Source organism: Brevundimonas sp. GW821-FHT10A07 (genome assembly GCF_059415785.1).
In genome coordinates, this window is record NZ_JBWKNX010000009.1 from 70,059 (window position 1) to 90,556 (window position 20,498).

The 20,498-nt window shown below is 67.4% G+C and carries 22 protein-coding genes; 11 read left to right on the forward strand and 11 right to left on the reverse strand.

Annotated features, from left to right (window positions below):
* Nucleotides 1-137: 137 nt before the first annotated feature.
* Together AC07NC_RS09355 and AC07NC_RS09360 are read right to left on the reverse strand one after the other, a co-directional pair.
* The gene (locus AC07NC_RS09355) at nt 138-1,118 is read right to left on the reverse strand and encodes a sensor histidine kinase (RefSeq protein WP_492072814.1); all 981 of its coding nucleotides are present in this window, start codon (nt 1,116-1,118) and stop codon (nt 138-140) included.
* Nucleotides 1,119-1,209: 91 nt separating this feature from the next.
* Nucleotides 1,210-2,184, reverse strand: a complete 975-nt coding sequence (locus tag AC07NC_RS09360) for an alpha/beta hydrolase (protein WP_494569369.1) — start codon at nt 2,182-2,184, stop codon at nt 1,210-1,212.
* Between the two features lie 124 nt (nt 2,185-2,308).
* Between AC07NC_RS09360 and AC07NC_RS09365 the strand changes: the two genes are divergently transcribed.
* Nucleotides 2,309-2,464, forward strand: a complete 156-nt coding sequence (locus AC07NC_RS09365) for a hypothetical protein (protein WP_494569370.1) — start codon at nt 2,309-2,311, stop codon at nt 2,462-2,464.
* A gap of 20 nt (nt 2,465-2,484) precedes the next feature.
* Here AC07NC_RS09365 and AC07NC_RS09370 read toward each other — a convergent pair whose 3' ends face one another.
* Nucleotides 2,485-3,318, reverse strand: a complete 834-nt coding sequence (locus tag AC07NC_RS09370) for a hypothetical protein (protein WP_494569371.1) — start codon at nt 3,316-3,318, stop codon at nt 2,485-2,487.
* Nucleotides 3,315-5,132 carry an ABC-F family ATP-binding cassette domain-containing protein gene (locus AC07NC_RS09375; RefSeq protein WP_494569372.1) on the reverse strand — a complete coding sequence of 606 codons (1,818 nt, stop codon included), beginning with the start codon at nt 5,130-5,132 and terminating at the stop codon, nt 3,315-3,317. The genes AC07NC_RS09370 and AC07NC_RS09375 overlap by 4 nt, the downstream gene beginning before the upstream one ends.
* Before the next feature lie 83 nt (nt 5,133-5,215).
* Between AC07NC_RS09375 and AC07NC_RS09380 the strand changes: the two genes are divergently transcribed.
* From AC07NC_RS09380 to AC07NC_RS09415, 8 genes are all read left to right on the forward strand, one after another.
* A complete protein-coding gene (locus AC07NC_RS09380; RefSeq protein ID WP_494569373.1) occupies nt 5,216-5,794 on the forward strand; it encodes a TetR/AcrR family transcriptional regulator in 579 nt (192 codons plus the stop codon).
* Entirely contained in the window at nt 5,791-6,129 is a 339-nt protein-coding gene (locus AC07NC_RS09385) for a DMT family transporter (protein ID WP_035310086.1), read from the forward strand. Before AC07NC_RS09380 ends, AC07NC_RS09385 begins: the two co-directional genes overlap by 4 nt.
* Before the next feature lie 110 nt (nt 6,130-6,239).
* On the forward strand, nt 6,240-6,713 hold the full coding sequence (locus AC07NC_RS09390; protein WP_494569374.1) for a YcgN family cysteine cluster protein: 474 nt from the start codon (nt 6,240-6,242) through the stop codon (nt 6,711-6,713).
* 196 nt (nt 6,714-6,909) lie between these two features.
* On the forward strand, nt 6,910-7,719 hold the full coding sequence (locus AC07NC_RS09395) for a GTA baseplate fiber-binding domain-containing protein (RefSeq protein ID WP_494569375.1): 810 nt from the start codon (nt 6,910-6,912) through the stop codon (nt 7,717-7,719).
* A gap of 89 nt (nt 7,720-7,808) precedes the next feature.
* Nucleotides 7,809-8,729, forward strand: a complete 921-nt coding sequence (locus AC07NC_RS09400) for a DnaJ C-terminal domain-containing protein (protein ID WP_008264337.1) — start codon at nt 7,809-7,811, stop codon at nt 8,727-8,729.
* Nucleotides 8,730-8,774: 45 nt separating this feature from the next.
* Nucleotides 8,775-9,932: a phosphoserine transaminase gene (locus tag AC07NC_RS09405; RefSeq protein ID WP_494569376.1), complete on the forward strand. Its 1,158-nt coding sequence runs from the start codon at nt 8,775-8,777 to the stop codon at nt 9,930-9,932.
* Nucleotides 9,933-10,066: 134 nt separating this feature from the next.
* Nucleotides 10,067-11,362, forward strand: a complete 1,296-nt coding sequence (locus AC07NC_RS09410) for an adenylosuccinate synthase (protein WP_035310453.1) — start codon at nt 10,067-10,069, stop codon at nt 11,360-11,362.
* A 74-nt stretch (nt 11,363-11,436) separates the two neighbouring features.
* On the forward strand, nt 11,437-12,240 hold the full coding sequence (locus AC07NC_RS09415; protein ID WP_494569377.1) for a response regulator: 804 nt from the start codon (nt 11,437-11,439) through the stop codon (nt 12,238-12,240).
* A 52-nt stretch (nt 12,241-12,292) separates the two neighbouring features.
* Here AC07NC_RS09415 and rpoH read toward each other — a convergent pair whose 3' ends face one another.
* The 4 genes from rpoH to AC07NC_RS09435 all read right to left on the reverse strand — a co-directional run bounded on the left by rpoH (nt 12,293) and on the right by AC07NC_RS09435 (nt 15,542).
* Nucleotides 12,293-13,180, reverse strand: coding sequence for an RNA polymerase sigma factor RpoH (rpoH, locus tag AC07NC_RS09420; protein ID WP_081836252.1), 888 nt, complete (start codon nt 13,178-13,180; stop codon nt 12,293-12,295).
* A gap of 605 nt (nt 13,181-13,785) precedes the next feature.
* Nucleotides 13,786-14,124 (reverse strand): hypothetical protein, encoded by a 339-nt coding sequence (locus tag AC07NC_RS09425; RefSeq protein WP_494569378.1) that lies wholly within the window; start codon nt 14,122-14,124, stop codon nt 13,786-13,788.
* An 85-nt stretch (nt 14,125-14,209) separates the two neighbouring features.
* The gene (locus AC07NC_RS09430) at nt 14,210-14,515 is read right to left on the reverse strand and encodes a GNAT family N-acetyltransferase (protein ID WP_008260449.1); all 306 of its coding nucleotides are present in this window, start codon (nt 14,513-14,515) and stop codon (nt 14,210-14,212) included.
* Nucleotides 14,516-14,522: 7 nt separating this feature from the next.
* Nucleotides 14,523-15,542, reverse strand: coding sequence for an RluA family pseudouridine synthase (locus AC07NC_RS09435; protein WP_494569379.1), 1,020 nt, complete (start codon nt 15,540-15,542; stop codon nt 14,523-14,525).
* 82 nt (nt 15,543-15,624) lie between these two features.
* Here AC07NC_RS09435 and AC07NC_RS09440 point away from each other — a divergent pair, with 82 nt between their 5' ends.
* A complete protein-coding gene (locus tag AC07NC_RS09440) occupies nt 15,625-16,263 on the forward strand; it encodes a DUF2799 domain-containing protein (RefSeq protein ID WP_494569380.1) in 639 nt (212 codons plus the stop codon).
* A 4-nt stretch (nt 16,264-16,267) separates the two neighbouring features.
* Here the strand turns inward: AC07NC_RS09440 and fba are convergent, their stop codons facing one another.
* From fba to gap, 3 genes are all read right to left on the reverse strand, one after another.
* Nucleotides 16,268-17,353 carry a class II fructose-bisphosphate aldolase gene (gene fba, locus AC07NC_RS09445; protein WP_008259251.1) on the reverse strand — a complete coding sequence of 362 codons (1,086 nt, stop codon included), beginning with the start codon at nt 17,351-17,353 and terminating at the stop codon, nt 16,268-16,270.
* Between the two features lie 144 nt (nt 17,354-17,497).
* Entirely contained in the window at nt 17,498-18,694 is a 1,197-nt protein-coding gene (locus AC07NC_RS09450) for a phosphoglycerate kinase (RefSeq protein WP_494569381.1), read from the reverse strand.
* Between the two features lie 344 nt (nt 18,695-19,038).
* On the reverse strand, nt 19,039-20,046 hold the full coding sequence (gap, locus tag AC07NC_RS09455) for a type I glyceraldehyde-3-phosphate dehydrogenase (protein WP_492026330.1): 1,008 nt from the start codon (nt 20,044-20,046) through the stop codon (nt 19,039-19,041).
* Between the two features lie 251 nt (nt 20,047-20,297).
* On the opposite strand from gap, the gene AC07NC_RS09460 reads away from it, so the two are divergent.
* Entirely contained in the window at nt 20,298-20,450 is a 153-nt protein-coding gene (locus tag AC07NC_RS09460; RefSeq protein WP_494569382.1) for a hypothetical protein, read from the forward strand.
* Nucleotides 20,451-20,498 lie beyond the last annotated feature (48 nt).

Genomic DNA, 20,498 nt, shown 5'->3' on the forward strand with positions numbered 1-20,498 from the left:
GGTATGAGGCAAGCGCCCGAACTCGCCCCGATGTGCACGATTGGCCCGGCGGCGGTGGACAAGTCTGTGAACATCGGTGGACGGATCAAATTCGCCGTGGCGTATCAGCGGTTTGTGTTGTCCACAGAAACGCGACGTCAGTGCGCGGCGGGCTTTGGGTAGCTGAGAACGCACAGGGCGCCGGGGGCGGCGTCGACGATGCTGAAGCGGCCGTGAAGCTGATCCGTCAGGCCGAGGACGATGCGCAGGCCCAGGCTGCGTCCCTTGGCGGGATCGAAGCCCGGCGGCGGTCCGGCGCCGTCGTCGCGCACCTCCAGGCGGCGTTCCGCCCCCTGCTCATACAGGCGGACGTGGATGCGGCCGGGGCGGTCGGGGAAGGCGTGTTCCAGGGCGTTGTTGACGCATTCCAGCAGGATCAGGACGACCGGCGTGGCCTCGTCCGCCGTCAGGGCGTGCCGGGCTTCCTCGACCACGACGGCCACGTCGGTGCGGCCGGCGGCGTTCAGGGCGTCGCAGACCAGCCGGCGCGCCAGGTCGTCGAAGGGCGCCGCCGCGCCGTCGGCGTCGAGCAGGCTGCGCTGCACATTGGCGATCATGGCGGTGCGCGCCGAGGCGTCGGAGAGGGCGCGACGGGCGGCGGGATCCTTCGACATCCCGGCCTCAAGCCGCAGCAGTGCGCTGACCACCTGGATATTGTTGGAGACGCGGTGCTGGACCTCTTTCAGCAGCAGGTCGCGGCTCTCGGCCAGGGCGGCGTTGCGCGCCACCTCGCGCCGCAGATTGTCGGTCGCGGAGTTCATGCCGATGATGAAGAAGATGTCGACGGCGATGACGAAGACGTAAAAAGCCAGGGCCATCCCCGTCGCCAAGCTCAAGTCGAAACCGGGCGCGCCGATCCAGAACCACCAGGCGCTGAGACCTGACAGGACGGCAGTCAGGATCGCGGGCCACAGTCCGGCGAAATAGGCCACGACCACCACGGCCGGGAAGAAGGTCAGATAGGGGAAGCCGGGCGGGAACCAGTCGGCCAGGGCCATGCGGATCCCGAGCGCCGTCAGCCAGATGCAGATCGCCAGACCATAGCCAAAGGGGGGGCGACGAAACAGGTCCGGGTTCAAAGGCTTACTTCTCCCCCAATGCCCGCATCACGCGGCGCTCAAGTCTCTGGAGGTAGGTGAAATCCCTCAGTCCTACAATCGGGAATTTTCCTTATGACTTCAGGCGTCCGTTGAGCCAGGCGCGGACGGCCCCCCGCGCCCCCCGCGCGGCCGGGCCGCCGAAATGCAGGAAGCCGTGGGGGACTTCCGGCACGCGGATCAGGTCGGCCTCGGACGCCTCGCCCCAGCGGGTCGCCATCAACAGGCTGTCCTCGAACAGCGGGTCGTATTCGCCGGCCAGGAACAAGGCGGGCGGCAGGCCGGTCAGGTCGGCGTACAGGGGCGAGACGTCGGAACGGCGCAGGCCCGCCTCGTCGCGCTCGGGCGCCAGGCGGGCCAGGTCGGCCTGCATCGTGGGACCGTTGAACAGCAGGGTGTCGGGGTCGGCCGAGCGGACGCTTTCCGTGCCCGACAGGTCGAAGACGCCGTAGGTGAAGACGCAGCCCTTGACCAGGTCGATCAGCCCCTGGTCGCGCAGGGCCACGGCGGTCAGGGCCGCCAGATGGGCGCCGGCGGACTCGCCGGTCAGGAAGACGGTCACCGCGCCCAGCCGGTCCACATTGGTCACGGTCCAGTGGGCGGCGGCCAGACAGTCGGATATGGCGGCCTCGATATAGATTCCGCGCCGCTCGGACAGCAGGCGATAGTCCACCGAGACGACGCAGAAGCCGTGGCGGGCCAGATGGGCGTTCAGCCGGTCGTTCAGCCCGGCGCTGCCCAGCACCCAGCCGCCGCCGTGGATGTCCAGGATGACGGCGCGAGGCGGACCTTCGGGCCGCAGGATGCGCAAGGGGACGGGCTGGTCGCCGTCGGTCTGGACGATCTCGACCGTGACGCCGCGCTTGCGCAGGCGCGGCACGGTGATCGCCCCGGCCGCCGCGTCCAGCCACAGCGACAGCCGCTGCCCGGCGTCGATCCGCCAGGCGTCGGTGCGCAGGCGCGGCGCCCGGGCCAGGACAGCGTTGATCCGCCGAACGGCCGCCTGCTGGGCGGGGGCGAAATCGACGACATGGGTGCGCAGGGTCATGTCAGTGGAGTGGGTGACGGCGGGTTTGGTTTCAAGGGGCCGACCCGGTCTCGGACATTGCCGGAAGTTAAGTTGTGCGGATCGTGGCGTGAATCTTTGCTCTCTCAAACCGGAGAGACCATCCATGCCGATGATCGCGCTTGCCCTGACCTTGTCGCTGACCGGGGCGCCTTTCGGAATGTGGGCCTTTCTGGACTTCGTCGAGGCGACGACGGGCGATCATGCCGCCGATCAAGCGTTCAAGGCCTGGGCCGACGCCAAGACGGCTTCGACGACCTGATCACCCCGCCAGCGCCGTGATCAAGGACGTCCGCGGCGGCCCAGGGTGGCGGCTGGAACCACGAGGATCGTAAAGCTGGGCGAGGCCTCGTCCTGGGCGGGTGAGACCGCGATGGCGCGGCCGTCTTTCAGCATGACGCCGTGAGCGTTTTCGCTATAGCCGCGCGCTTCAGCGTCCTGGAGAACGGCGCGCGCCGCCGCCTCAGCCTGAGGCCCGGACAACAGGATTTCACAGTTGCCGCCATCCATCGGTCGAAGCTGGAGGGCCCCCTGGGACGGGTCTGCGGCGAGGCGTCGCGATTGCAGTTCCGGCTCTTCCTTGACCACGGCGACGCGGGCCTCTTCATTGCCGAGGTCCAGGGCAGGGCAGACAACGGCGACGGCCTTGCGAGCGACCTCGATCAGCGGGCGTCGGGCGCGGGCTGCCGCTTCCAGCATCTGGCGTCCCCATTTCCCTTCCAACGGCACGCTGACGATGGATGCGCCGGGAACGCCATCCTCGTCGAATTGCTGAATGGAGATCATCCGCGAGGGAGAGCGCCAAAGACCCGCGCTTTCAGCCGACCAGTCAGGATCGGCACCTAGCCGATCCGTCAGAGCCTTGACCGCAACAACGACATTGGACTGGACGAAAACCTGACATGCCCGATCAGCTTGGACAGTGGCGAAGCTGATTTCCAGCCCGTCGGATGTGGCGACGTCTTCAGAAACATCGGTTTGGCCATCCGCGACGGCGGCGTCGCAACGGGCGAACAGAAGGTCCTGAACGGATTGCGCGGTCGCCTGCTGCGCGTGGCTGGGTTCCGCCCACAGGGCGAGGGCGGTCAGGGATAGAAAGAGCGCGCGCAGGGTCATGTCGCCAGACTAGCCTTCTTCTCTTCCAGCTCCAGCCATTCCAGTTCGGCGGATTCCAGGTCGGCGCGGGCCTTGTCGGCGGCCTTCATGGCGGCGTCGAAGGCCTTGGGATCGCGGGCGTAGAGGCCGGGGTCGGCCAGCGTCGCGTCGTGTTTGGCGATCTGGCCGGGCAGGGCGTCGATCAGGGCCTCCAGCTCCTTCAGGCGGTGGGCGTCCTTGAAGGTCAGCTTGCCGACCTTCTTGGCGGCGACGGCGGGGGGCGGGGCCTCGGCGGCGCGCTGGGCGGCGGCCTTGTCCTGAGGGCGGGGATTGGCGCCGGGGCGCAGGAAGCCGGGGTTCTGGCGGATGAAGTCGGTCCAGCCGCCGGGGGTCTCGACGATGTCGCCGCGCCCGTTGAGGGCCAGGGTCGAGGTGGACAGCCGGTCGATGAAGTCGCGGTCGTGGCTGACCAGGATCAGGGTGCCGTCATAGTTCTCGAGCAGCTCTTCCAGCTTGTCGAGCGTGTCCATGTCCAGGTCGTTGGTCGGTTCGTCGAGGATCAGCAGATTGGCCGGCTTGGCCAGCGCGCGGGCCAGCAGCAGGCGGTTGCGCTCGCCGCCCGACAGGGTCGAGATCGGCTGGCGCAGCTGGGCCTTTGAAAACAGGAAGTCCTTGGCGTAGGCGGCGACGTGTTTGGACACGCCGCGCACCAGGATGCTGTCGCCGCCGCCCGGCGTCAGGGCGTCCCACAGGGTCATGTCCGACTTCAGCCCCTCGCGCGACTGGTCCAGATAGACGGATTCCAGATTGGAGCCCATGCGGACGGTGCCCTCGTCCGGGGCCAGTTCGCCCAGCAGGGTCTTGACCAGGGTGGTCTTGCCCGCGCCGTTGGGGCCGACGACGCCCAGGCGGTCGCCGCGCATGATGCGGGTGGTCAGGTCCTTGAACAGGGTGCGGCCGGCGAACCCCTTGGACACGCCCTTGATCTCGGCGACCAGCTTGCCCGACGTGCCGCCGGAATCGACGCCCAGATACAGTTCGCGCGGGGCGTCCTTCATCTTTTCGGCGCGTTCGGCGCGCAGGGCGTCCAGCGAGCGGGCGCGGCCCTCGTTGCGGCTGCGGCGGGCGGTGATGGAGCTGTAGAAGGTGACGGTCTCGCGCTCGATGGTCTTGGTTAGGCGGCGCAGGGCCTCGGCTTCCTCCTCCTGCACCTTGGTCGACCATTCGTCGAACTCGACGAAGCCCTTGTTCAGGGTGCGGACGCGGCGGTTCTCCAGCCAGTGGACCGTGTTGGTGACGCGGTTCAGGAAGGCGCGGTCGTGGCTGACGACCAGCAGGGCGAACCGGGCCTGGATCAGCTCGTTCTCCAGCAGTTCGATGGCCAGGATGTCGAGGTGGTTGGTCGGCTCGTCCAGCAGCAGCAGGTCGGGCTCTTCGGCGAAGGCCTTGGCCAGGGCGGCGCGTCGGGTCTCGCCGCCGGACAGGCCTTGCGTGGATTTCTCGGGATCCAGGCCGAAGGTGGCCAGCCAACTCTCGGCCGTCCAGGTCTCGGCCTCGCCGGACGAGGCGTAGTCCAGAAGGGTTTCGCCGGTGATGTCCGGTTCCTGCGGCACATAGGCGAAACGGACGGCGGACTGGACCGAACGGTCGCCGCTGTCGGGCTCGATCAGGCCCATGACCACCTTCATCAGGGTGGACTTGCCGGCGCCGTTGCGGCCGACGAGGGCCGCGCGGCTGCGCGGTTCGACCGCGAGGTCGACGCCGTCGAAGAGGGGGCGCTGGCCGTCCTGAAGGCGGACGTCCTTGAGTGCGACGAGGGGGGGTCTGGCTGCCATTGGCGGCCATATAGAGGAGGGACGGTCGATCCGCCACGGCCTTTGGGATTTGACAGATACCGTCCAGACGGTATGTAGCGATCATGGACACCACGACACGCCGCCGCGCCCCCGACGACACCCGGGCCGAAATCATCGAAAAGGCGCTGGAAGTCGCCGCCGAACTGGGGGCGTCGGGCTTCACCCTGGATGCGGTGGCGGCGCGGACGACGGTCAGCAAGGGGGCCTTGCTGCACCATTTCCCCAGCAAGATCGCCTTGCTGGAGGGGATGATCGACCATCTGGGGGAAATGCAAACAGACGGCATCCTGGCTGAGGCGGCGCGCGATCCCGAACCCTATGGCCGCAACGCCAGGGCCTATCTGCGGGCGGCGGTGCTCGATCCGGTGACGCCGCAGAACATCAGCATCGGACGGGTGGTCATGGCCGCCTGCGCCATCGAACCGACCCTTGCGCAGCGTTGGCGGACCTGGATCGACCGGGTGAGGATGGATGATCCCAGCGATCCGGTCGGAGCGGACGACGCCTTGATGTTGCGGCTGCTGGCTGACGGATTGTCGATCTCGGACATCTTCGGCCTCCATGACGTGTCCCCTGAACAGCGGCAGGCCCTGCTGTCGCTGCTGACGCCCGGCCATCTGATCACGGCCAACGAGGCGTGAGCCCCATAACCTGGGCGGCCCTGCTGGGGGCCATCGGGCTGGAGGTCGTGGGCACGACCCTGTTGCAGCAGAGCCAGCAGTTCACGAAGGTCTGGCCGACGGCGGGGATGGCGGTCTGCTACGGCCTGGCCTTCTATCTGCTGTCGGTCGCGCTGAAACAGATGCCGGTGGGGATCGCCTATGCGATCTGGAGCGGTCTGGGGGTGGTGGCGATCTCGGTGATCGGGGCGGTCGCGTTCCGCCAGAGGCTGGATTGGCCGGCGATCGCGGGCCTGGCGATGATCATCGGCGGGGTGGTGGTGATCAACCTGTTCTCAAAGACCGTCGGTCACTGAGTCGAGGCCGTGGGCGAACGGAGAGACCTGTCGAAACAGGGATGCTATGGGCCGGTCCAAGTCGCGGCCGCCATCTGATCGCCGCATCCACCGATTAGGCGCGCCGTCCCATGATCCCCGTTCCGTCCCCGCTTCAGCCCTATTGGGAAACCAAGACCCTGGTCGAGATGTCCACGGCCGAGTGGGAGGGACTGTGCGACGGGTGCGGCCTGTGCTGCGTGATCCGGTTCGAGGACGAGGATTCGGGCGCGGTGATCCCGACGCGGGTCCACTGCAAACTGTTCGATTCCGCCGCCTGTACCTGCGCCGACTATGCGAACCGCAAGGCCCAGGTGCCGGACTGCATCAAGCTGACGCCGCACAATATCCAGAGCCTGGCGTGGATGCCCAAGTCGTGCGCCTATCGCCGGCTGCACGAGGGACGGCCGCTGGCGGCCTGGCATCCGCTGGTCTCGGGCGATCCGGAGACGGTGCATACGGCCGGAGTGTCGGTGCGGGGGCAGACCATCTCGGAGCTGTCGCTGGCCGAGCCGGAGGACGCGCTGGATTTCGAGGCGCCGGAATGGGCGGTCGAACGCGGGTAGAGGCTTTTTGTTGGCCTATCGCGCTTCGCGCTGCTTGAGGCCGCGTTTCTGGGCCTATCGCGCTTTGCGCTGCTTGAGGCCGGCTATGTCGGGCTTCCGGCGTCAACTGTTACAATGACGCTGGTCCAAATCGCTTAAATACAAACGCTTATGCTTTTCTCGGGGCGAGTTTCCAGCCTGAGGACGCTGGTGCGTTATGGTTTGGGCATGGCGGGAAAAGGCGAAGAGATCTGAAACGGGCGCGGCGACGGTCGGGGTTCTGGTCCAGCCGCTGGGGCCGGGGGTTCGCCATCGCTGGGACGAGGTTCAGGCGCTGACGGTGCGGGTCGAGGGGGCGGCGCCGCAGAGCGCCTCGGCGCTGGCGGTGCTGGGCGGGGCCAACGCCCTGGCGGTCGAGACGGCGGCGGGATGGGAGGTGGTGCAATATCGGTCGGCGACCCTGGTCGGGGCGGAGACCTGGCGGCTGACGGGCTTGCTGCGCGGACAGCAGGGCACCGAGGTCGAGATGCAGGCCGGGGCGGCGGCGGGATCGGTGGCGGTGTTTCTGGACGAGCGGCTGGCGCGGGCCGAAATCGGGCGCAATGAACGGGGACTGCCGCTGATCTGTCGCGTCGGACCGGCGGGGGCGGCGCCGGGCGGGGCGGGGTTCCGCGAGGCCGGCTTCACCTTGCAGGGCCTGTACGCCCGGCCGTGGTCGCCGGCGGGGCTGATTGTGGAGGCCGGTGCGGAAGGATGGACGGTGCGGTGGACGCCGCGCGTGCGCCTGTATGGGGACGGATGGGACGGGGAGCCTGCGGGGGTAGACCCGATGCGGTTCCGGGTGCGGGTGATGGACGCCGGGGCGGTGCGACGGACGATGGAGGTCGAGGGGACGGCGGTTCTGTATTCAGCCGCCGAGCGGGCGGCGGACTTTCCGAGCGGCGTGACGCCGACGGTGCGGATCGGCGTGGTGCAGTGGGGCGAGGGGTTCGGCTGGGGCGTGGAGGCGGAAATCGGCCTGATCTGAGCAAATATGCCGGGTCCGGCCCTTTGCGGGGGCGGGAGCATGGCTTAACTGACGGCCTCTTGGTGTTTTCAGTTGGAGCGGCAACGCACGTGGCAGGCGATCCCTACAAGGAACTGGGCGTTTCGAAGGGCGCGAGCGCGGACGAGATCAAGAAGGCGTTCCGCAAGCTGGCCAAGGAGCTGCACCCCGACAAGAACCCCGGCGACAAGATCACCGAGGACAAGTTCAAGCGGGTGACAGCGGCCTTCGACATCCTGGGCGACGCCGAGAAACGCGCCAAGTACGACGCCGGCCAGTTGGATAACGACGGCAACGAGCAATATCGCGGCTTCAGCGGCGGGGCGCGGCCGGGCGGCAGCCCGTTCGGAGGCGCGGGCGGCGGGTTCGGCGGCGGGCCGGGCGGCCGGGCCAATTTCGAAGGCGTCGATCTGGACGAACTATTCGGCATGTTCGGGGGCGGCGGGCGCCAGCGCGGCGCGCGGGACTTCACCGCGCGCGGCCAGGACGTCAAGGCGACGCTGGACATCAGTCTGGAAGACGCCATCGCCGGGGCGACGAAGCGGATCCAGTTCTCGGACGGCCGGACCCTGGACGTGACCATTCCCAAGGGGGCGGCGGACGGTCAGACCATCCGGCTGCGCGGGCAGGGCGCGCCGGGACGCGGGGCCGAGAACGGCGACGCCCTGATTGAGCTGAAGATCGAGCCGCATCCGATCTACAAACGCGACGGGGCGGACCTGACCATGGACCTGCCGGTGTCGGTGCCCGATGCGGTGCTGGGCGCCAAGGTGCGTGTGCCGACGCCCGAGGGCGCGGTGCAGATGACGATTCCGGCCGGCTCCAACTCGGGCAAGCTGCTGCGGCTGAAAGGGCGCGGGGCCTTCGCCCAGGGGCGGCGCGGGGATCTGCTGGCGCGGCTGGTCGTGACCCTGCCGGACGAGCCGGACGCGGCCCTGGTCAAATTCGCCGAAGACTGGCGCGCCAAGCGGCCGTATACGCCGGGGCGTTGAGCCGCGCCCAAGCCGCATGAAGCGCGGTCGCGCAAGGGGAGAGCCATGATCGCAAAGCCTGATGTGAAGCCGGCGCGGCCGTGGTTTTCGGCCGGGCCGACGGCCAAACGGCCCGGCTACAGTCTGGCGGGCCTGCCGCAGAATCTGCTGGGGCGCGGGATTCGCGCGCCCGAGGTGGTGGAGCGGTTCGCCCATGGCCTGCGGCTGACGCGGGCGGTGCTGGAAGTCCCGGAGAGCCATGTGCTGGTCTATACGCCCGGGTCCGACACCGGGGCGGTCGAGGCGGCCCTGTGGGGCATGCTGGGGGCGCGGCCGGTGCAGGTGGTGGCGTTCGAGAATTTCGGCCTGACCTGGCTGGCGGACGTGAGGGATCATCTAGGGCTGGAACCCGAGGCGCTGACGGCGCCCTGGGGCGAACTGCCGGATCTGAGCCGGGCCGACTGGTCCAAGGACGTAGTGTTTCCGTGGAACGGCACGACCTCGGGCGTGCGCGTGCCGGACGCCGACTGGATCGCCGACGACCGCGAGGGGCTGGCCATCTGCGACGCCACCTCGGCCGCCTTCGCCATGGCCTTGCCGTGGGAGAAGCTGGATGTCGTGACCTTCAGCTTCCAGAAGGCGCTGGGCGGGGAGGCGGGCATCGGCGTGATGGCCCTGTCGCCGCGCGCGGTGGCGCGGCTGGACACGTATCGGCCGGATCGGGCCATTCCCAAGCTGTTGCGGCTGACGGACGGCAAGGGGTTCGACCGGGCCCTGGGGCAGGGGGTGGCCATCAACACCTTCTCGATCCTGACCATTGAGGACTGGATCGACGCCCTGGAGTGGGCGCAAGGGATCGGGGGCTTGAGCGAGCTGATCCGGCGGACGGACGCCAACTACGCCGCCCTGGCCGAATGGGTGGCGCGGACCGCCTGGATCGATTTCCTGCCCGACCGGCCCGAGATCCGTTCGACCACCTCGGTCTGTCTGAAGTTCACCGACCCGCGCATCGCGGCCCTCGACGCCAAGGCGCAGAAGGCCTTCGTCGTGCGGTTCAAGGCCTTGCTGGAAGGCGAGGCGGCCGTGTTCGACATGGAGCCCCACCGCAACGCGCCGCCGGGACTGAGGCTGTGGTGCGGTTGCACGGTCGAGGTCGCCGACGTGGTCGATGCGACGCCGTGGCTGGAATGGGCGTTCGAGACGGCCGTGGGAGAACTGTCGTAAAATACGACGGTTCGGGACGACATCGGATGATTCCCTCGCTATAGGCTGCGCCCGCATTCAGACCGTCGCGTTGCCGCGGCGCCTGCTGGTTTTGACGTGTTCTCCGAGGGGAACGCTAAGGCGGAGTACGGACTTTGGCGAACGTAGCGGTGGTCGGCGCCCAGTGGGGCGACGAGGGCAAGGGTAAGATCGTGGACTGGCTGTCCAACCGCGCCGACATGGTCGTGCGGTTCCAGGGCGGTCACAATGCGGGCCATACGCTGGTCGTGGACGGCAAGGTCTACAAGCTGGCTCTGCTGCCCAGCGGCGTGGTGCAGGGCAAGCCGTCGATCATCGGCAACGGCGTGGTCGTGGATCCCTGGCACCTGGTCGGCGAAATCGAGAAGATCGAGGCCCAGGGCGTGGCCATCAGCCCCGATATCCTGACCATCGCCGACAACGCCTGTCTGATCCTGCCGATCCATCCCGCGCTGGACGTGGCGCGCGAGGCGGCGGCCAGTGCGCCGGGGGCCAAGATCGGCACGACCGGGCGCGGCATCGGCCCGGCCTATGAGGACAAGGTCGGTCGGCGCGCCATCCGGGTGTGCGACCTGGCCAATGAAGACGACCTGAAGGTCAAGATCGAGCGTCTGCGCTCGCACCATGACCCGCTGCGCGCGGGCCTGGGCCTCGAGCCGATCGACCCGGAGGCGCTGCTGGCCTCGCTGCTGGAGATCGCGCCCAAGATCCTGCCCTATGTGAAGCCGGCGTGGCGGGTGCTGGACCAGGCGCAGAAGGACGGCAAGCGGGTGCTGTTCGAGGGGGCCCAAGGCGCCTTCCTGGACGTCGATCACGGCACCTACCCCTATGTGACCAGCTCCAACACCGTGGCCGGACAGGCGGCGGCGGGGTCGGGCGTCGGGCCGCGCGGCGTCGGCTATGTGCTGGGCATCGTGAAGGCCTATACGACCCGCGTCGGCGAAGGCCCGTTCGCCTGCGAACTGGACGACGAGGTCGGACAGCATCTGGCGACCGTGGGCCGCGAGGTGGGGGTGAATACGGGACGGGCGCGGCGCTGCGGCTGGTTCGACGCCGTGCTGGTGCGCCAGTCGGTGGCGATCAACGGCATCGACGGCATCGCCCTGACCAAGCTGGACGTGCTGGACGGATTGAAGACGCTGAAGATCTGCGTCGGTTACAAGGTCGACGGCGAAGTTCTGGATTATCTGCCGTCCAGCCTGAAGGCCCAGGCCGCCGCCGAGCCGGTGTTCGAGGAACTGGAAGGCTGGAGCGAAAGCACCGCCGGGGTCCGCAGCTTCAAGGACATCAACGCCAACGCCATCAAATATGTGCGTCGGATCGAGGAACTGATCGGCGCGCCGGTGGCCCTGCTGTCGACCAGCCCGGAACGGGACGACACAATCCTGATGCGAGATCCCTTCCAGGGCTGAGGGCAAACGACCCCCGATTCAACGGGCCTTAACCAGCAACCGGTAAGCCTGCGGGTGAAACCGGAGCAGAAGCCTTGTTCACCGCCGACGCCAGAACCCTGAGCCGTCTCGAACCCGCTGTGCGGCGGATCGTGATCGTCGAGCCGAACGCGGCGTCGGCGCGGTTGCTGTCCGACATCATGAAGGGGCTGGGTGCGCGCGAGGTCTATACCGAGAGCGATGAAGAACGGGCGTTGGAGCTGCTGCGCGACGTCGAGCCGGGCGTCATCTTCACCGAACGTTCGGGCGAGGCCTTGAATGGGGAAACCCTGACGCGGCGCGTACGTCGGTCGTCGATGATCTGCCGTATGGCGCCGGTCATCATGGTGACGGGCGAGGCGACCGCCGCCGCCATCAAGGGCGCGCGCGACGCCGGGGTGCATGAGTTTCTGCGCAAACCCTATACGACCGGCGATCTGTTCAAACGGGTCGAGAACGTCGCATTGAAGTCACGGCCCTGGGTCGAGGCGGTCGGCTATGTCGGGCCGGATCGGCGCCGGTTCAACTCGGGCGAATATTCAGGCGCACGCAAGCGCCGGGCCGACGGATCGACAGACGGGCCTGTCGACGTCAAGGATCAGGCGTTGCGCATCCTGGTGGCGGCGATGAGCCAGTTTGATCAGGACCCGGCTCAGGCCATGCGCGCCATTCGTCAACAGGCCCAGACGCTGAAGACCGTGGCGGTCAAGACCGGCGACGCCAAGCTGGCGATCGCAGCGGGCGGGCTGGAAGCCTTTATGGGCGCCGACGCCGTCACAAAGGGCGGTCTGGCCCAGCCCATCGGCGCGATCATGGCCCTGGTTCAGCCGGCGCCGGCGCAGATGGCGCGAGCGTCCTGAGAGATCCTATCGCGCCACCCGCCGCTTGAGCGGGAGGCGCGACTGCCGTGTGTCAGGCGTCGACCAGGTTCCGTTCCTCGGCGGCGGCGCGCATGGCTTTCTGCAGTTTCTCGAAAGCGCGGACCTCAATCTGACGGACGCGCTCGCGTGAAACGCCGTACTGACCAGCCAGTTCTTCCAATGTTACAGGATCGTCCTTGAGGCGGCGTTCCGTGAGGATGTGTTTCTCACGGTCCGTCAGCTCTTCCATGGCCTCTTGCAGGAGGCTCATGCGGATGCCCTTTTCCTCGTCGTCGGCCAGCTGGGTCTCCTGGGAGACGGCCGTGTCGTCCGCCAGCCAGTCCTGCCATTCGCTTTCGCCGTCGGCGCGCAGCGGCGCATTCAGCGAGGCGTCGCCGCCGAGGCGGCGGTTCATATTGGTGACCTCTTCCTCGCTGACGCCCAGTTTGGTGGCGATGGCGGCGAGGTGTTCGGGGTGCAGGTCGCCTTCCTCGAAGGCCGAGATCTGGCTCTTGGCCTTGCGCAGGTTGAAGAACAGCTTCTTCTGGGCGGCGGTGGTGCCCATCTTCACCAGCGACCAGCTGCGCAGGATGTATTCCTGGATCGAGGCGCGGATCCACCACATGGCGTAGGTGGCCAGGCGGAAGCCCTTGTCGGGATCGAATTTCTTGACGGCCTGCATCAGGCCGACATTGCCCTCGGAAATCACTTCGCCGATCGGCAGGCCGTAGCCGCGATACCCCATGGCGATCTTGGCCACGAGACGAAGGTGCGAGGTCACGAGACGGTGGGCGGCTTCGGGATCCTGGTGTTCCGACCAACGCTTGGCGAGCATGAACTCCTCGTCCTTGGTCAGCATCGGGAATTTGCGGATTTCCGTCAGATAACGCGACAGGCCTTGTTCAGGCGACATCACCGCGAGCGTACTATTGGCAGCCATATGGTCCCTCCGACCGTCAAAACGAGCGGGCGCTTCGACACCGGCCACCCATGTGCGCCGACGTCTCACCCCTCAACCGATGAAGTAGCGATGGGTTGCCGCCGTTTTTAGGGGCGGGCGGTCACACGAAAGCGTGACCGTGGCCCGGGCGCCACTCGTGCCGGCCAGAGCTCGATATAGAAACGTGTCAGTTGCTATTCAAGACGCTCCTGCGGGGCGGCGTCACGTCCCATTCAAAGTCGTGGTCTGTTGCCGACGAAGCTGGTCTGCGGCGAGCGCGCGCTCTTCCGGAGTCAGATCTGCAGGCCGGCAACGCCGAACCGGAAAGCGCGATCCGACGACGGGCTCGTTCCGGCAGACCAGAGGCCGTCCGGCACGGCGTTCTTCCGCCGCCGTGCCGTTGGGGCGGGTTGTTGTCGTGGCTTCGGCCGCCTGAACCGGAACAGCGGACGAGCCGGACGGAAGCGGCAGGGTCGCCGCCTGACCGGAGAGCGCGAGCGCCAGAGCGAAAATGATCAAGCCTGAAATTTCCTTGTATACTTGCGGTATGTCAACCTGACCTTGTCTGACAACCCGTGCACGCAAGAGGGCTTCATCCTCGTCGGTTAGAACGAAGTTCCGTCCGCTCTCATATTCAGGACTTGCTGACGGCGAAGCTGGTCGGCGGCAAGCGCACGCTCTTCCGGCGTCAGATCGGCAGGCCTGCAGCGTCGGACAGGGAAGCGCGATCCAAGGACGGTCTCGTTCCGGCAGACCAGAGGTCGTCCGGCGCGACGTTCCTCCGCCGTCGTTCCGTTCGTGCGGGCGGCGGTCGTGGTGGCTTGGTCAGCTTCCTGCGCCATGGCTTCGCCAGCTTCCTGAATCGAAACAGGCGCCGATCCGGTGGGAAGCGGCAGAGTCGTAGCTTGATCGGAGAGCGCGAGGAGGGAAGCGAGAATAATCATTGTGTGAAATCCCCTTGTATACTGACGGTATGTCGAAATGGCCCGGTTTGACAACCCATGGACGCAGGAAGAGGCTTTGGCCTCATCAAATTCCCAGCAAGCCTCGATAGGTTGGATGGACGACGTCCGCGTATTCGGGATGCTTCTGAAGATAGGCGGAGAAGAAGGGGCAGACCGGCAGGATCAGCAGGTCGCGGGCCCTGGCGTCGGCGAGGACGTGTTTCGCCAGGCGGCTAGCGATGCCCTGGCCCTCAAGACGTTCGGGGACCAGGGTCTCCGTGATCATCAGGTTCGGCGGAGACAGGTTGTAGGTGACGACCGCCACCTCGCCATCGACGGGCAGTTCGTAACGGTTGAGCTCGGCGTTGTCGCGGATGTCCGGGTCGAGCATGGGGGCCTCAGAGGTCGGAGAGCAGGGCTTCGAGCCGCACCATGTCGGCGGGCGGGGGGGTCTCGAAGCGGAGGGTTTCGCCGGTGACCGGATGAACGAAGCCCAGGACAGCCGCGTGCAGGGCCTGGCGGGCCAGGCCGGCCTCGGCGACCACAGCCCGGACGGCGGAGGCGGGGCTGCCCGAGCCATAGGTCGCGTCTCCAAGTATGGGGGAACCCTTGGACGACAGGTGGACGCGGATCTGGTGCGTGCGGCCGGTGTGCAGGGTGCAGGCGACGCGGGCGGCGAGGGGCGCGCCGCTCGCTTTGGCAGGCTCGCCGAAGATCGCCTGGACGACATAGTCGGTGATCGCCTCGCGTCCTCCAGCCTTCAGCACGGCCATCTTCTTGCGGTCGCCGGTCGAGCGTCCGATGCGGGTTTCGATCCGGCCTCTGGACGGTGACGGGGCGCCGCGCGTCAGGGCGATATAGGTGCGTTCGATGTCGTGGGTCGCGAACAGGGCGGACAGGCCCTGATGGGCGCGGTCGGTCTTGGCGGCGACCATGACGCCGGACGTGTCCTTGTCCAGGCGATGGACGATGCCGGGGCGGGCGACGCCGCCGATGCCCGACAGGCTGTCGCCGCAGTGGGCCAAGAGGGCGTTGACCAGGGTGCCTGTCTCGCAGCCCGGCGCCGGGTGGGCGGCCATGCCGGCGGGCTTGTCGATGACGATCAGGTCGGCGTCTTCGTAGAGGACGGTCAGGGGGATGGCTTCGGGCTGAGGCGTGGCCGGGGCGACGGGCGGCAGGGCGACGACATAGAGGCCGGCCTGGGCCTTGGCGGAGCCGGCGGTCAGGACCAGGCCGTCGCGACGGACGGCGCCTTCCGCGAGCAGGGCCTGGAGCCGGGCGCGCGACAGGGTCGGGAAGGCCTCGGCCAGGGCCTTGTCCAGGCGAACCCCGGGCGCATCGAGGCGGGCCTCCAGCACCTCGGCGGGGGCGAGGGGCGGTGACAGGTCTTCTTCGTCGATCAGATCAGGGTCGGACACCGGGGCTCCCTAGCACGGCGCGCGGCTTGCGCGAGGCCCCGTCGTCGGTCGATAGTGAAGCTTGGGGGCGTAGGGGAATCCGATGAAGCGTTTTCTGATCACGGGCGGCGGGATCGCCGCAGCGGCGCTGCTGGGCAGTTGCTCGACCATGAGCAAGGACGAATGTCTGGCGGGCGCCTGGGGTGAAAAGGGCTATGCCGACGGGGCGGCAGGCTATCCGATGAGCCGGCTGGACGATCATGCCAAGGCCTGCGAAAAATATCAGGTGGGGCCCAATCTCGTGGCCTATGGATCGGCGCGCGAGGACGGGCTCAGGACCTATTGCACCTTCCAGCGGGGCTGGACCGAGGGGCGGGCGGGCAACACCTATTACGGCGTCTGCCGACCCGAGGAGGAGGCGGAGTTTCTGCCTGCCTACAATGACGGGCGCAGGCTGCACGAGGTCGAGGCGGCGGTTGCAAGCGCCGAAAGCGCGCTGAGCAGCGCCGAGGCTCGCATCGAGGACCGGGAGGACAAGTTGGACGCCAAGCAGCGCGAACTCCGGTCGGACGGCCTGACGGATGACGAGAAACAGCGAATTCGCGACCGGATCGACGAGGTGCGCGGGGAAATCCGCAGCGCGCGCCGCAACGCCCGTGAGGCGCGCGACGCGCTGGATCGCGCAGAGTGGGACCTGCGCCAGGTGCGCGGCGAACTGAGCGGCCGCTACCCGGTCTTCTGATCGATCAGGCGGCCTTGACGGCGGCGCCGCGGAAGGACGGGTCAAGGTCGCCCGAGGCGTAGCGGCGGGCCATCTGGGCGGTGGACAGGGGGCGGATCCGAGAGGCCTGGCCCTCGCAGCCGAACTGCTGGTAGCGCTCCATGCAGAGCTTCTTCATGGCCGCCTTGGCGGGTTTCAGATAGGCGCGGGGATCGAACTCCCGGGGGTTCTCCATCAGGGCCTTACGGATGGCGCCGGTGATGGCCATGCGGTTGTCCGTGTCGATATTGACCTTGCGCACGCCGTGCTTGATGCCGCGCTGGATCTCCTCGACCGGCACGCCCCAGGTCTGGGGCATTTCGCCGCCGTACTGGTTGATGATGTCCTGCAGATCCTGCGGCACGGACGAACTGCCGTGCATCACCAAGTGGGTGTTGGGCAGGCGGCGGTGGATGTCCTCGATCACGTTCATGGCCAGGATGTCGCCGTCCGGCTTCTTGCTGAACTTATAGGCGCCGTGGCTGGTGCCCATGGCGATGGCCAGGGCGTCGACCTTGGTGGCGGCGACGAAATCGACGGCCTGGTCGGGATCGGTCAGCAGTTGCGAATGGTCCAGCTTGCCCTCGAAGCCGTGGCCGTCCTCGGCCTCGCCCATGCCGGTCTCCAGCGAGCCCAGCACGCCCAGCTCGCCCTCGACCGAGACGCCGCAGGCATGGGCCATTTCGGTGACGCGGCGCGTGACCTCGACATTGTATTCGTAGGAGGCGGGGGTCTTGGCGTCCTCCTCCAGCGATCCGTCCATCATCACCGAGGTGAAGCCGTACTGGATGGCGGTGGCGCAGGTGGCGGGGCCGTTGCCGTGGTCCTGGTGCATGCAGACCGGGATGTCGGGATAGAGTTCGGCCAGGGCGTCGATCAGCTTGGCCAGAACCACGTCGTTGGCGTAGTTCCGGGCGCCGCGCGAGGCCTGGATGATGACGGGGGCGTTGACCTCGTGGGCCGCCTCCATGATCGCCAGACCCTGTTCCATATTGTTGATGTTGTAGGCCGGCAGGCCGTAGTCGTTCTCTGCCGCGTGGTCGAGCAGCTGTCGCAGCGTGATGCGCGCCATGGATAGTCTCCTGAGCCGAATAGTCTTTTTTGATTGGGCAAGAGACTAGCGGCGAGGCGTGACGAAGTCACGCCGCGTTACAGCCGTTTCAGCGCGAATTCAGAAAGCCGCAGTGCAGGCGTGATCCGCCTGCACCGCCGCCGATCAGACGCGCAGGGCTTCGACGCCGGGCAGGGGCTTGCCCTCCATCCATTCCAGGAAGGCGCCGCCGGCGGTGGAGACGAAGGTCATGTCGTCCGATACGCCGGCGTGGTTCAGGGCCGAGACCGTGTCGCCGCCGCCGCCGACGGCGACCAGCAGCCCGGCCTTGGCCAGGGCCGCCGCATGACGGGCGACGGTCACGGTGGCGGCGTCGAAGGGCGGCACCTCGAACACGCCCAGAGGGCCGTTCCAGATCAGTGTCTTCGAAGCGGTCAGGGCCTCCAGCAGCCGCGCGACCGTGGCCGGGCCGGCGTCCAGGATCTTGTCGTCGGCCGACAGGGCGGCGCCGGCGATGACGGGGCGGGATGCGGCGCCGGGCTTGACCTCGGCCGCCACCACGAAATCGACGGGCAGCAGCAGTTTGCAGCCCTTCGCCTCGGCCTCCGCCATGATCTCGCGCGCCGTATCGGCCATGTCGCGTTCGGCCAGAGAGCCGCCGATGTCGATCCTCTGGGCGAACAGGAAGGTGTTGGCCATGCCGCCGCCGATGGCCAGCCGATCCAGCTTGCCGACCAGGTTCTTCAGCAGGTCCAGCTTGGTCGAGACCTTGGCGCCGCCGACGATGCCCAGAACCGGCTTCTGCGGATTGCCCAGAGCGGCGTCCAGGGCGTCCAGCTCGCGGCGCATGGATTCGCCGGCATAGGCGGGCAGGTGGTGGGCGATGCCTTCTGTCGAGGCGTGGGCGCGGTGGGCGGCCGAGAAGGCGTCGTTGACATAGAGGTCGCCCAGATCGGCCAGCTTCTGGGCGAAGACCGGGTCATTGGCCTCTTCCGCCGCGTGGAAGCGGACGTTCTCCAGCAGGACCACGCCGCCGGCGTCCAGGTCTCGGATGGCGTCCACGGCGTCCGGACCGATGCAGTCGTCGGCGAAGCGGACGGGGGCGCCGAGCAGGTTCTCCAGATCGTCCACGACCGGTTTCAGGCTCATCGACGGGACGCGCTGGCCCTTGGGCCGGTCGAAGTGGGCCAGCAGGGCGACCTTGGCGCCGGCGTCGCGCAGGCGCTGGATCGTTGGCAGGGCGACCCGCAGACGGGTGTCGTCCGTGACCTTGCCGTCCTCCATCGGGACGTTGAAGTCCACGCGGACCAGGGCCGTCTTGCCGGCGAGGTCGTGAGCGTCGTCGAGGGTGCGGAAGGTCATGATCGGCCTTTAGAAGGGGGGAGAGGAGATGTTGGCCCACGCGGCCAATGAAAACGAGGCCGCCATCAAAACGAGGGGCATGACAAACGCCAGCCTACTCCCTAGCTGCCGCCGCAGCCGATAGGCGAGCGCACCACAGGCCAGTGTGGCCAGCAAGCCTGCCCCGCAAAGCACGACCAAAACTTCAGGCGACGCGGCTACTGGATGGATGACGAATATGCTGCCGACACGCTCACCAGATTTTGGAAGTCGGGCCGACCAAAAAAGAGCGCCAACTGCGATCGCGTCGAGGCAGCCCGCGACCACTGCTGACATAGCCAGTGTAGTGGTCGCAGGCCATCTCATCAGAGGAACTTCGCCATCACCAGGGCGGTGTCGGCCATGCGGGTCGCGAAGCCCCATTCGTTGTCGTACCAGCTGAGCACGCGGGCCAGCTTGCCGTCGACGACCTGCGTCTGGGGCAGGGCGGCGGTGGAGGAGGCGGCGATGTGGTTCAGGTCGCTGGAGACCAGCGGATCGGTCGTCGTGAACAGGACGCCCTTCATCGGGCCGTCGGCGGCGGCCTGAAGCGCGGCGTTGATCTCGTCGGCCGAGGTGTCGCGACCGGAGACGACCTTCAGGTCGACGACCGAGACGTTCGGGGTGGGGACGCGGATCGACGAGCCGTCCAGCTTGCCCTTCAGTTCCGGCAGGACCAGACCCAGGGCCTTGGCGGCGCCGGTCGAAGTCGGGATCATCGACAGGGCGGCGGCGCGGGCGCGGTACAGATCCTTGTGCATCGTATCCAGCGTCGGCTGGTCGCCGGTGTAGGAGTGGATGGTGGTCATATAGCCGCGCTCGATGCCGAACAGGTCGTTCAGCACCTTGGCCACCGGGGCCAGGGCGTTGGTGGTGCACGAGCCGTTCGAGACGACGATGTCGTCGGCGGTCAGGGTCTCGTGGTTGACCTTATAGACGATGGTCTTGTCGGCGCCCTCGGCGGGAGCCGAGACCAGGACGCGCTTGGCGCCGGCCTTCAGGTGGGCGCTGGCCTTGTCCTTGGCGGTGAAGATGCCGGTGCACTCGAAGGCGATATCCACCTTCAGTTCGGCGTGCGGCAGGTTTGCCGGATCGCGCTCGGCTGTGACCTTGATCTTGCCCGTGCCGACGTCGATCCAGTCTTCGCCCGAGGTCACCGTGCCGGGGAAGCGGCCGTGCACCGAGTCATAGCGGAACAGGTGGGCGTTGGTCTCGACCGGACCCAGATCGTTGATCGCCACCACTTCGATGTCCGTGCGGCCGTGCTCGATGATCGAGCGAAGGACGAGACGGCCGATGCGGCCGAAACCATTGATGGCGACGCGAACGGTCATGGGGAGGCTCCTCTGAACGATTATGTTGTTGGCGTCTCAATGGAACTGTCGCGCCCCGGTTTCAACCCCGCCGCCGCGCCTTAGCCCTAACATGGCGTGAGCAAGCGTTACGGTTAGAGGGGGTGGCGGCGTGTCCGGCAAGAAACACCTCTGCCGAAGGCGGTTTTCGGTTCGTTGAGCAAAATTTTTGCGACAGGGGTTGTGCGGTCCCGGTCCATATGGTTTCTTGGCGTCAGAACAGGGAGCCACCCGTGGCCACGATGACGCGCGACATGATGAAGGGATGCACCGCTCAGGCGGCAGCGACCGTTCGTGCGCCGTTTGGCCTGGAAAGCCCCGTATTCCTCATTCTCCTCGTACTTCTCGGCCTGCTTACGCAAGCGGCGTGGATGCACGCGACCTGACCTAGACACACTCAGGATCGCCTCGCACCACCCCGCTCCCGAAAGGAA

What these genes read in the sequence shown, in the direction of transcription:
- AC07NC_RS09360 (WP_494569369.1), bottom strand. Translation starts at nt 2,184, where the DNA reads ATGACCCTGCGCACCCATGTCGTCGATTTCGCCCCCGCCCAGCAGGCG.
- AC07NC_RS09365 (WP_494569370.1), top strand. Translation starts at nt 2,309, where the DNA reads ATGCCGATGATCGCGCTTGCCCTGACCTTGTCGCTGACCGGGGCGCCT.
- AC07NC_RS09370 (WP_494569371.1), bottom strand. Translation starts at nt 3,318, where the DNA reads ATGACCCTGCGCGCGCTCTTTCTATCCCTGACCGCCCTCGCCCTGTGG.
- AC07NC_RS09375 (WP_494569372.1), bottom strand. Translation starts at nt 5,132, where the DNA reads ATGGCAGCCAGACCCCCCCTCGTCGCACTCAAGGACGTCCGCCTTCAG.
- AC07NC_RS09380 (WP_494569373.1), top strand. Translation starts at nt 5,216, where the DNA reads ATGGACACCACGACACGCCGCCGCGCCCCCGACGACACCCGGGCCGAA.
- AC07NC_RS09390 (WP_494569374.1), top strand. Translation starts at nt 6,240, where the DNA reads ATGATCCCCGTTCCGTCCCCGCTTCAGCCCTATTGGGAAACCAAGACC.
- AC07NC_RS09395 (WP_494569375.1), top strand. Translation starts at nt 6,910, where the DNA reads ATGGTTTGGGCATGGCGGGAAAAGGCGAAGAGATCTGAAACGGGCGCG.
- AC07NC_RS09405 (WP_494569376.1), top strand. Translation starts at nt 8,775, where the DNA reads ATGATCGCAAAGCCTGATGTGAAGCCGGCGCGGCCGTGGTTTTCGGCC.
- rpoH (WP_081836252.1), bottom strand. Translation starts at nt 13,180, where the DNA reads ATGGCTGCCAATAGTACGCTCGCGGTGATGTCGCCTGAACAAGGCCTG.
- AC07NC_RS09425 (WP_494569378.1), bottom strand. Translation starts at nt 14,124, where the DNA reads ATGATTATTCTCGCTTCCCTCCTCGCGCTCTCCGATCAAGCTACGACT.
- AC07NC_RS09430 (WP_008260449.1), bottom strand. Translation starts at nt 14,515, where the DNA reads ATGCTCGACCCGGACATCCGCGACAACGCCGAGCTCAACCGTTACGAA.
- AC07NC_RS09440 (WP_494569380.1), top strand. Translation starts at nt 15,625, where the DNA reads ATGAAGCGTTTTCTGATCACGGGCGGCGGGATCGCCGCAGCGGCGCTG.
- fba (WP_008259251.1), bottom strand. Translation starts at nt 17,353, where the DNA reads ATGGCGCGCATCACGCTGCGACAGCTGCTCGACCACGCGGCAGAGAAC.
- AC07NC_RS09450 (WP_494569381.1), bottom strand. Translation starts at nt 18,694, where the DNA reads ATGACCTTCCGCACCCTCGACGACGCTCACGACCTCGCCGGCAAGACG.
- gap (WP_492026330.1), bottom strand. Translation starts at nt 20,046, where the DNA reads ATGACCGTTCGCGTCGCCATCAATGGTTTCGGCCGCATCGGCCGTCTC.